The organism is bacterium (Candidatus Blackallbacteria) CG13_big_fil_rev_8_21_14_2_50_49_14 (assembly GCA_002783405.1).
Classification (GTDB): Bacteria; Cyanobacteriota; Sericytochromatia; order UBA7694; family UBA7694.
Map to the genome: position 1 here is coordinate 1 of PFGG01000076.1, position 10002 is coordinate 10002.

A 10002-nucleotide genomic window follows, 5' to 3' on the forward strand; every position below is an offset into this window, starting at 1 on the left:
CTCCAAAATACTGCCTTGGTGTAAACTTTATTTATTTCTTCCGCAAATTCCTTACGAATCAAGCGAGAAGAAACAGCTTAAATATGCCTATCCCCTTGATTTTCAGATGCCTGCCCTCCAGCCCGCTTGTTTGAAGGTTAAGGAGCCTTAGCGGGCGTGTGAACGGAAGCGGGGGAACCCTGCTTTAACTCCGATTTTTTTTAGCCTGGAAAAAAAACCTGAAAAGCTTTGCCCGCGCTACACCTCATATATCCATACGGGCAGAGTTCCCCGCCATAAATGACGAGGTTAATTCTCTGAGGGGTGTTCACAACTTAATCTACACAGCACGAACAGGTCTCAGCAGTCTTCATACACCGTTTCAGAGCCGAACAAAGCGATTCCAATTCATGCGTCAAAGCTATGAGTTGGGAATTTATTTTAGGACGGTCAAACGCTTCTTTTTCAAGTAAATTTTCCAATTCAGAAGTTCTAAAATACAAAGGCTGAAGGCCAAGCATGCCTGTGGCTCCCCTCAGCTTATGAACCAGCATGTGTACTTCTGCATAATCTCCGATTTGCAGGCTGTGTTTAAGCAAAGCATAATCATAGCCATGAACACTTACAAACTCACGCAATAAACTCAATACGGCAGAGAAATCGTTGCTCCAGTGATTCAAAATCGCCCCCAGATTCAAACCGGGAATTTTATTTAAGCTGGCAAGTAGTTCTTTATTCGAGCGCCCCATTGATCCGCTACCCCAGATACAAAGTAAAAGAATTTCTTGATAATGAGTGTAGCTTCTATTTGTGTTTTTAATATGTTTTTGGAGCAGTTGAAAATATAATTTCATCAAAACAATCACATACAGTTAAAACAGCCAAAATTCAGCAAGAGCCTTTCACAATCATTGATATAATAGAGAAGTCGAGAGCCGCTGAGAATAAAAGCAAAAGTGGAACAGCCGTCAAGTCATGCTTCACTCACACAGAGATCTTGAAAACAGCCCTTTGTATCAGATGATTCCACAAATGCCCCATGGAGCAGCCCTGTATCGAATGCTCTATGATGAACAGGGCACTCCTGTTGACTATCTTACCTTAAGAGTCAACGCAAACTACGAAAGGTTGATCGGTGTTTCGCGTCAAGTAGTAGAAGGCCAACCCTGCAGCCAATTTTTACCCGACTCAGAACTCAAACACTGGCTTGAAATTTTTGGCCCGGTTTCCTTGGGTGGCCCACCTGTCGATTACGAAATTTATTCAGAAACCAATCAGAAGTATTTTACAGGCAGTGCTTTTTGCCCTGAGAAACATCTGTTTATCACCCTGTTTAAGGATATCAGCTCCCCAAAACTTGCCGAAGAGGCTTTGAAACGTGAAAAAAGCCTGCTTTCAGGTTTGGTTCACACCATTCCCGACCCTGTTTGGCTTAAGGATCCTGAAGGTCGCTACCTGAGTTGCAATCAGCGCTTTGAAGAGCTGTACGGAGCCAGCGAAATCGAAATTCGGGGCAAGCAGGACACAGATTTTGTCTCTGCAGAACTTGCCAATTTCTTTCGGGAAAATGATCTTGCCGCCATTCAAGCGGGGCACGCACTGCGCAATGAAGAATGGCTGACCTTTGCTTCAGATGGCTATACAGGTCTGTTTGAGACCATTAAAACCCCTATGTATGACAGCCAGAAAAACCTGATCGGGGTTTTGGGAATTGCCCGGGATATCACAAACCAAAAGCAAACAGAGACCAGTCTTAAACGGGTAAATCAAACTTACGCGGTCTTGAGTGCCATCAATGAAGCCGTGATCAGAATTCGCGATAAATCCGCGCTTTTTCAAGAGGTCTGCCGGATTGCGGTTGAGACGGGAGCATTCCGTATGGCCTGGATCGGCCAGAAAACCCTTGAAGGAGATCAAATTTTACCCCTGTGCCATGCCGGCTATTCAAAAGGGTATGTTGAAAAACTGCACCTGAGTCTGAGCCAGCAACAGGGCCCCACCAGCCGAGCCATGCTCAGTGGCAGCTATCGAATTTGCAATGATATCGCCACAGATCCGATCATGGAGCCCTGGAGAGAGGAGGCCCTGGAGCGAGGTTTCCGCTCTTCTGCATCCTTTCCGATTCTGATTGGAGGCGAAGTGGTCGCAGCATTCAATCTTTATGCCTCTTCAGTAGACTATTTTGATGCCCAGGAAATTGAGCTGCTGCAGCAACTCAGCGCAGACTTAAGTTACGCACTGGAGTTTATAGACACTGAAACCCGCAATCGCAAGATACTTGAAGATTTGGTTACGGCACGTACTGCTGAACTCAAGATCAGTGAGCGGCGCTTTCGCAGCCTGATTGAGGGGGTGCAACAAGAGTATTTCTTTTTTACAGTGGGCGAAAACCACGAATTCACCTATCTCAGCCCCTCTGCAGAAGCCTTTCTGGGCCAAGATATAGAAAAAATGCTGGGTCAACCCTGGTACCAGGCCTTGAATTTAGACCCCGAAGCCCAAAGCTTAAATGAAAAACTGGTTGCAAGTATGCTTCAAGGCCAAGAACCTCCCCCCTTTGAAATTGAAGTCAAACTTAAACAAGAACCTCATTTTCTTGAAATTAACGAACATATTCTGCGTGATGAAACAGGCAAAATCATCGGAGGAGAAGGGGTAGTCAAAGACATTACCCGTCAAAAACAAATTGAAGCCGAGCTCAGGGAAGCCAAACTGAAAGCAGAGAAATCTTCCCTGGCCAAATCTAAGTTTTTAGCCCATATGAGCCATGAAATTCGCACCCCTCTGAACTCTATCTTAGGCTTCAGTGAACTGATGCAGGAACAGATCGAAGAGCCGCGCTGGCAAAATTATCTACAGGCCATTAACAGCAGTGGAAAAACCCTGCTGCATATCATCAATGATATTCTCGATCTGAGCAAAATTGAAGCCGGAAAAGTCGAACTGCAACGTCAAAGTGTCAATCTGAGAGCGTTGATCCATGAAATTGAGCTGCTCTTGCGTTTATCGTTTGAGCAAAAGGGGTTGAACCTGCTGATTGAAATCACGCCCACACTTCCTGCCTATTTGTGGTTGGATCCCCTGCGTCTGCGACAAATTTTACTCAATTTACTCAATAACGCGCTCAAATACACCGCCCATGGCCAGGTCAGCCTGAGCTTAAGCTTTGTCAACACCAGCCCAGACTGTGGCGACTTGAGTTTTCAAGTCAGCGATACTGGCCCAGGCATTTCGGAAAAGTTTCAGCAACGTATTTTCATGGCCTTTGAACAGGATCCGTCCTCAGGAGAAATCAGCACAGGTACCGGGCTGGGCCTCGCCATTACCCGCAGTCTTGTCGAATTGATGCACGGCCAGATACGGGTGCAGAGCCAAATGGGCAAAGGTTCACAATTTATCGTTGAGCTGCCCCAGATTAAACTTTCAGAAAAGACTGCTGAGCCCAGCTTTATGCCCAGAATAAATCATCAGTCGTTTGCACCTGCACGGCTACTACTGGTCGACGATTTGCCCCAAAACCTGACACTTTTGCAGGCCTATCTCGAAAATGAGCCCTTTGAATTACTGCTGGCCCAGAATGGCCAGGAGGCCTGCAGCTTAGCAGAGCAGTTTCCCCCCCACCTGATTCTGATGGATATTCGCATGCCCATCATGGATGGTTCAGAAGCTTTGATCCATTTAAAAGCAAACCCATTAACCGCTCAGATACCCGTCGTGGCCTTAACGGCTTTTTCATTACAACAGGAAGAAAATAACTTTTTAAAGCAAGGCTTTGAGGGTTATCTGCGTAAACCCGTCAGCAAGAGTGATCTGTGGCGCTGTTTACAGGACTTTTTGCCCTTGGCTGTGCCCCTGCAGAAAGAGGATTTGGCTCAAGAGTACGACAAACAGCTCTCCCTCAGCTCTCCCCCTTTAGATACACAGATTCAAAATAAATGGCTTCAGCGCTGGGAAAATATTCGCCAATCGGTGATTATTGATGAACTGGAAAGCTTTGCTCAGGATTTATACCAATGGGCGCATGAACAAGGCGCGCAAAAGATCGAAATTTATGCCAATACCCTGCTTCAGCAGCTTCAACAGTTTGCTTTGGAAGCAGTCACAGAAAGGCTTCAGACCTTTCCTGGTCTGCTCACAGAAACTTAACCACCTGAAAATACGCGTTTCAAGCTTCTGCTGTCTTTTCTTTTTCCAGAGCGCGTGGCACTTTCAGGGCAAAACAGGTGCCTTTGCCCTGTTCAGTGGTATACACCAGGTCAATATCAAGCATCTGGGCCAAACGCTGCACAATCGCCAAACCCAAGCCGGTTGAGTTTTCGCCTCCGGTAGGCTGTGCCGAAAGCCGTGCAAATTTCTGAAACATCTGGGTTTGATCTTCAGGACTAAAACCGGGCCCTTGATCTTCAATCTCAAGCAAAAGACTCTCCGGCTCTTCTTTTAAACGCAGCCAGACCTGTTTACCTGCACTTGAAAATTTAAGCGCATTGGAGATCAGATTGTCCAAAAGCTGAAAAAGCAAAAGCGGATCGGTCTTCACGTTCAATTCCTGTGCGGGCTCAGAAAGCATCAACAGAATTTCTTTTTGATCAGCCAGGGGCTGGTATTCCCGCCGCAAACGTGTAAAGATCTCATGTAAAGGCCAATTCTGCCACTGGGGCTGAATGCGCCCACTTTCAATTTTATTCACGTCCAGCAGATTGGTAATAATCAGCAGCATGCGGTTGGCATCCTGATAAATATTATTGGCGTAATCCAGTATTTTTTCAGGCGCAAGATGCCCTTCACGAATCTGTACCATTTCAGCCATCAGTAGAATCGAGGCCAAGGGATTTTTCAAATCATGGGCTGCAATATTGAGAATCTGGTCTTTTTCCTGGTTCAAGGCGGCAAGATGCCGGGCATTTTCAGCAATCGTATCACGGGCCTGTTTCAGTTCTAAATGGGTCTTGACACGTGCAATCAGCTCTGCCGTATTAAAGGGCTTGGTCACATAATCAACGCCACCAGCTGCAAAGCCCTTGAGAATATCTTCGCTTTCAGTACGAGCCGTGAGAAAAATCAAGGGTATCTCCTGAGTTTCAGGGTTGACCTTGAGTTGACGGGCCACCTCGTAGCCGTCCATTTCGGGCATCATAATATCGCAGAGAATCAAATCTGGCTTAACCTGCTTCAAAATCCGCAGAGCAGCAGGCCCACTGCCCGCCCCCGAAATACGAAAGCCCTCCTGGCGTAAGGCCTCAGAAAGTACCTGAAGATTCTGAACCACATCATCGATCAAAAATACAAGCGGAGAAGCAGAGCGCATCGAATTTTGCATAAGGAATATATCCCTCAATAAATTTACCTGGATATCTGGTTTCAGTATACATCTATAAACTGCACAACACGAATAGCTTCATCTATCGCTTGATATTGATGAGACTTGCCCTTGAGTTTGAATTCACACACAAAAATACAGGTATTACACCACAAGTTACGCCAATAAACCCGAGCATAAACTAAAAATACCTTATCTACCCATTCGGGCACACTGTCCCCTAAAGGAAAGCGGAATTCCCACAACCTGCTCACAGAATGGGGGGTTCAAGACAAAGCCGCAAACCAGAAATAAACCAAGAGTGGTAGAATACTTTAAAAATCCTGTTGTTTTAAGAGCGCCCGATGGATTTAAACAAAGAATTGACGATTCTCCTGATTGACGATGAACTGCATTTCTGTCAATTGGCCAAAGATATTCTTGCCATGTCTGCCTGTAACCTGATTTATTTTACTGATTCACGGGCTGGGCTGCGGGAGGCTCTGTCACGTAAAAACCTGGATTTGATTTTGCTCGATATTGAAATGCCAGACCCAGATGGGCTTGAAATTCTTCGCCAGCTCAAGAAGTCACACAATCGCAGAGTTCCCGTGATGATGTTTACAGCCCATGCTGAAATGAGCGTGGTGCAGCAGGCTCTGCAGTTGGGAGCCAATGAATATATTCTCAAGCCATTTTCTGTTCACAATTTTGTCGCGCGTATCAGCCATATTTTAGATACCAATATTTTTCAGAATCTGCCTTCTCATTTAACCCCACAGGCCCTGGACAATGGCACGCCCCCTGAAACGAGCCACCGCATTCTGATGGTGGATGACGATCCGCAGGCCCTCAAACTGGCCCAAGATATGTTTGAAGTATCCAGTTGCACACTCGAAACCTTTTCAAACCCCAAAGAAGCGCTGATGCTGGTACAGGCAGCCCCTCCTGATTTGATTCTGCTGGATATGCACATGCCTGAAATGGATGGCGTCAGTTTTTTAAAGGCCCTGCGGGCTCAAAATCTGAAAACCCCGGTGATCGTGATCAGTGCAGAGAACGATGAAGAAACGATCAAAGCATCCACCCTGTTGGGCATTGAAGCCTATTTACTCAAACCTTACCGTTTTCACGATCTGGTCAGCAAGGTTGAAAAAGTGCTCAAAACAACACTCTTTGCGGGGCGTTTATGAACAATATCTTGGAAGATCCTGAAGAGCAGGCCATAAACCCAGAAGCGCCCCTTGAAAACAAGGAGCCAGAAGCCCCCCCATTGAACCCGCTTCTGCAACCCGATCAAACCGTTGGGGTAAGGGTTTCAGAAAAAACAAATACTTTGCTGATGGTAGATGACGATCCTACCATGCTGCGTCTGATTCAACTGGTCTTTCGCAGCGATTTCAAAAAAATTCTGAGCAGCGATGACCCCCGCGAAGGATTGCGACTGGCCATGACCTATAAACCTGATCTGATTTTATTGGATAACGATATGCCCGGACTCAAGGGCGTTGAAGTCTTGCAACAGCTCAAAGAAATGCCAGCAACCCGCCACATTCCTGTGATCATGTTAACGGGCAATAATAACCTCGAAACCGTTAAAAAAGCCCTGGGGTTTCAGGTTACAGCTTATCTGCTGAAACCCTGTGAGCCCAAAACACTGTTTGAAACCGTCATGAAAGCCTTAAGTTAAACCTATGTCAGAATTTGAAAGTTGGGAATAAACATGCAAAACAAAACACGAATTTTACTGATCGACGACCAGCCCACCTTTGCCAAAGCGATTGAAATCACGCTTTCAGACGCATCCTGCGAATTGCATACTGAAACAGACTCAGAAAAAGGCCTTGAAAAAGCGCTGGCTGAGACCTGGGATTTGCTGCTTCTGGATATGCATATGCCCAAACTGAATGGAATCGATTTTTTGCATCGTCTGCGTGAAGCTGGCAACCAGACCCGCGTTGTGATCATGACCTCCGACAGTAGCCTGACCCCCGTTCAGGACATTGAATCTTATCATATAGAAGCCTTTGTGCTCAAACCGATTCAGCTTCACGCATTTTCTGAACTGCTCGAAAAATTGGTGGGAATTTCTTTGTTTCCTAAACACACTTAAAAGAAGGCCGAAAATGCGAGAAATTGAAATAAACACCCCTGTGAAACTGGACAATGTACAAAGCCGTCTGATTGATCTACACTCGGCCTTGAATGTGCTCACCGTGATTGCCAACGAGCTGAATATTCTCGATCTTTTGGCTGGTTCTCCCCCTGGTTTGGAACGTTCACTCAAACATATTCAAACCCTCAAAAACGTTTTTTTAGAAGACCAAAAAGCCTTAAAAGAATGTGAAGCGCATCTCAGCCTGGCTCACCAAGAAATTCTATCCGATATCTCAGACTTTTTAAGCACCCACCCCGATTTAAAAACAGAGGTCGATCTTCCTCTTTTAGAGCGCAATCTGGCCTCGCTCTTCAAGATTCTTACCATTCGCTTCCAAGAACTCAAACAACGTCAAAACGATCCCTTACAATGGGGCGAAATGCCGATTGCAACCCTTCGCGATAATTTGATTCATGTTTTTGAAGCCATGGAACTCAACAGTCACGGACGTTACCATATTGTTTATGATCCCAAAGAAAAACAGACAAATGACTATTTAATCGAAATTGAAATTGAAAGCCCCGATGCCCCTCAAATCAAGCTGCCGCTGGTCTTACAAGACATCATGCGCGACCTCAGTGCCAATGCCCGCAAATATTCCGAACCCGGAGGCCGGGTCTTGGCCCAACTAAAGCAAACGGAGCACGGACTGTGTTTAAAAGTCACAGACCAAGGCATGGGTATTCCAGAAGCAGAACTCGAACAGATCGTGGCCTTTGGGCAACGAGCCAGCAATGCCCGTGAAAGACGCACCATGGGAGGCGGATTTGGTTTGACCAAGGCCTGGTATTTTACCCAGCGTTTAGAAGGACGGATGTGGCTCGCTTCGGGGCCGGGTGAAGGAACCTGTGTCAGAATTGAAATTCCCCACCCCACGCAAGGAGACAAGAGATGACCCCGCTGATTCTCATTATTGATGATGATGCTTCGATCCGTCGCACCGCTGGAGAGATCCTAGAACAGGAAGGCTACCGGGTGGTTCAAGCCATCAATGTGAGAGAGGGTATCGCCAAACTCAAGCAGCTCAAACCCGACTTGGTGCTCAGCGACGTGATGATGCCTGATGGCAATGGCTATGACGTACTCGACGCCCTGCAAAAAATGGAGCAGCCCATGACCCCTTTTATTTTTATGTCGGGAGAGGCCATTTTAGCTGAAGATATTCGCAAAGGCATGCGCAGCGGAGCCGATGACTATTTGGTGAAACCCTTTCGGGTACAGGACTTGCGTGAATCTGTCAAAACCCGTCTGGAACGCCAGCAGCATCTGAATGAAATGCTTCACGCCTTTCAAAAAGAACCTGATCTGCCTTCGTTTTTAAACGGAACAGAATCTGATCTGCTCCATTTACTTGAAACCGCTCCCCCCACCGCACTCCTGGCTCTGCGTATTGATCAGCACGAACGCTTTCAGCGTATTTTTGGCAGAGAAGGTACGCAAATGCTCTGCTACTCTGTTTTTCAAAGACTGAGAAATTGTCCTGAATTACTCGCTTGGGATTTTTACGCCAGTGACTATGACTATCAAATTTATCTCTTGCCCCGTCATTTTGAAAGCACGCAAAGAGATGGAATCGAAACGGCCATTCAGCTGGCTTTTGCTGAGCCTTTTCCACACGAACGTTACCAACTGCATTTGCAACCCAGCTTGGGCTGGGTTTACCCTGAGCCCTTGAGCAATTTAAAAGCTCAGGAATGGTTGGAAAGAACCAATCTTGCCCTCTACCAGTCTCGCCTGAATGGCGGCGGCGCCACCGTGGTGTATCAACCCCAGATGGAAAAAAAACTTCACGACCGCCTCTTCTGGGAAGACGAACTGCAACTGGCCCTGAGTGATGAGCGCTTTGAACTCTATTATCAGCCCCAATTTGAACTCAAAACCAGCCGGATTATCGCTGTGGAAGCTCTGCTGCGCCTGCGCCACCCTGAATTTGGCATGGTTCCCCCCGGAGATTTTATTCCCGTCGCCGAAGACAGCGGCCTGATTGTGCCGATTGGCACCTGGGTCTTGAAAAAGGCCTGCCAAACCCTGTCCGAGCTTCAAAAACAGGGCCATGGAACCCTGCGTATGGCAGTCAATGTGTCTCTGCTTCAGTTTCAGGCCCCCAGTTTTGCAGAACTGGTAAGTCAGACCCTTCTCGAAGCCAATATCTCAGGCCAGCAATTGGAATTGGAATTAACCGAAAGCCTGCTGATTGAAAACTTCCGCCAGGTTGAAGAGCTGCTCAAAGCTTTGAAAGACACAGGGTTAACTCTGGCTGTCGATGATTTTGGCACAGGTTATTCTTCCCTGTTTTATATCAACCAATTGCCCTTTGATACCCTGAAAATTGACCAATCCTTTGTGCGCAGCCTGAGCCGTGAAAACCCCTATACCCTGGCGATTCCCCGCGCGATTGTGCAAATGGGGCATGGCATGGGCATGCAGGTTTTAGCTGAAGGAATCGAAACCGAAGAGCAAATGCAGATTTTGCGTGAATTGGAATGTGACCACGGCCAAGGCTTTTACATTGCCCGCCCCATGCCCGCCGCTCAATTGCTCAGTCTGTTACAAACCCAGGCTGAGTAAG

Annotated in this window: 8 protein-coding genes and 1 pseudogene; 6 read left to right on the top strand and 3 right to left on the bottom strand. The window is 46.8% G+C overall.

Features of this window, described 5'->3' with window-relative positions:
- Nucleotides 1-314: 314 nt before the first annotated feature.
- Nucleotides 315-845: a hypothetical protein gene (locus COW20_22520; protein PIW44840.1), complete on the bottom strand. Its 531-nt coding sequence runs from the start codon at nt 843-845 to the stop codon at nt 315-317.
- Between the two features lie 109 nt (nt 846-954).
- On the opposite strand from COW20_22520, the gene COW20_22525 reads away from it, so the two are divergent.
- Nucleotides 955-4125, top strand: a complete 3171-nt coding sequence (locus COW20_22525; GenBank protein ID PIW44841.1) for a hypothetical protein — start codon at nt 955-957, stop codon at nt 4123-4125.
- 19 nt (nt 4126-4144) lie between these two features.
- On the opposite strand, the gene COW20_22530 is transcribed toward COW20_22525, so the two are convergent.
- Both COW20_22530 and COW20_22535 read right to left on the bottom strand, forming a co-directional pair.
- Nucleotides 4145-5296, bottom strand: coding sequence for a hybrid sensor histidine kinase/response regulator (locus COW20_22530; protein PIW44842.1), 1152 nt, complete (start codon nt 5294-5296; stop codon nt 4145-4147).
- A gap of 53 nt (nt 5297-5349) precedes the next feature.
- A pseudogene (locus tag COW20_22535) lies at nt 5350-5433 on the bottom strand (transposase).
- Nucleotides 5434-5640: 207 nt separating this feature from the next.
- On the opposite strand from COW20_22535, the gene COW20_22540 reads away from it, so the two are divergent.
- The 5 genes from COW20_22540 to COW20_22560 are packed head-to-tail and all read left to right on the top strand — an operon-like array spanning nt 5641 to nt 10001.
- The gene (locus tag COW20_22540; GenBank protein ID PIW44843.1) at nt 5641-6468 is read left to right on the top strand and encodes a hypothetical protein; all 828 of its coding nucleotides are present in this window, start codon (nt 5641-5643) and stop codon (nt 6466-6468) included.
- Nucleotides 6465-6965: a hypothetical protein gene (locus COW20_22545; GenBank protein ID PIW44844.1), complete on the top strand. Its 501-nt coding sequence runs from the start codon at nt 6465-6467 to the stop codon at nt 6963-6965. Before COW20_22540 ends, COW20_22545 begins: the two co-directional genes overlap by 4 nt.
- Before the next feature lie 33 nt (nt 6966-6998).
- Nucleotides 6999-7388 (top strand): hypothetical protein, encoded by a 390-nt coding sequence (locus COW20_22550; GenBank protein ID PIW44845.1) that lies wholly within the window; start codon nt 6999-7001, stop codon nt 7386-7388.
- Nucleotides 7389-7401: 13 nt separating this feature from the next.
- Nucleotides 7402-8328, top strand: coding sequence for a hypothetical protein (locus tag COW20_22555; GenBank protein ID PIW44846.1), 927 nt, complete (start codon nt 7402-7404; stop codon nt 8326-8328).
- Nucleotides 8325-10001 carry a hypothetical protein gene (locus tag COW20_22560; GenBank protein PIW44847.1) on the top strand — a complete coding sequence of 559 codons (1677 nt, stop codon included), beginning with the start codon at nt 8325-8327 and terminating at the stop codon, nt 9999-10001. Before COW20_22555 ends, COW20_22560 begins: the two co-directional genes overlap by 4 nt.
- Nucleotide 10002: the final 1 nt, after the last annotated feature.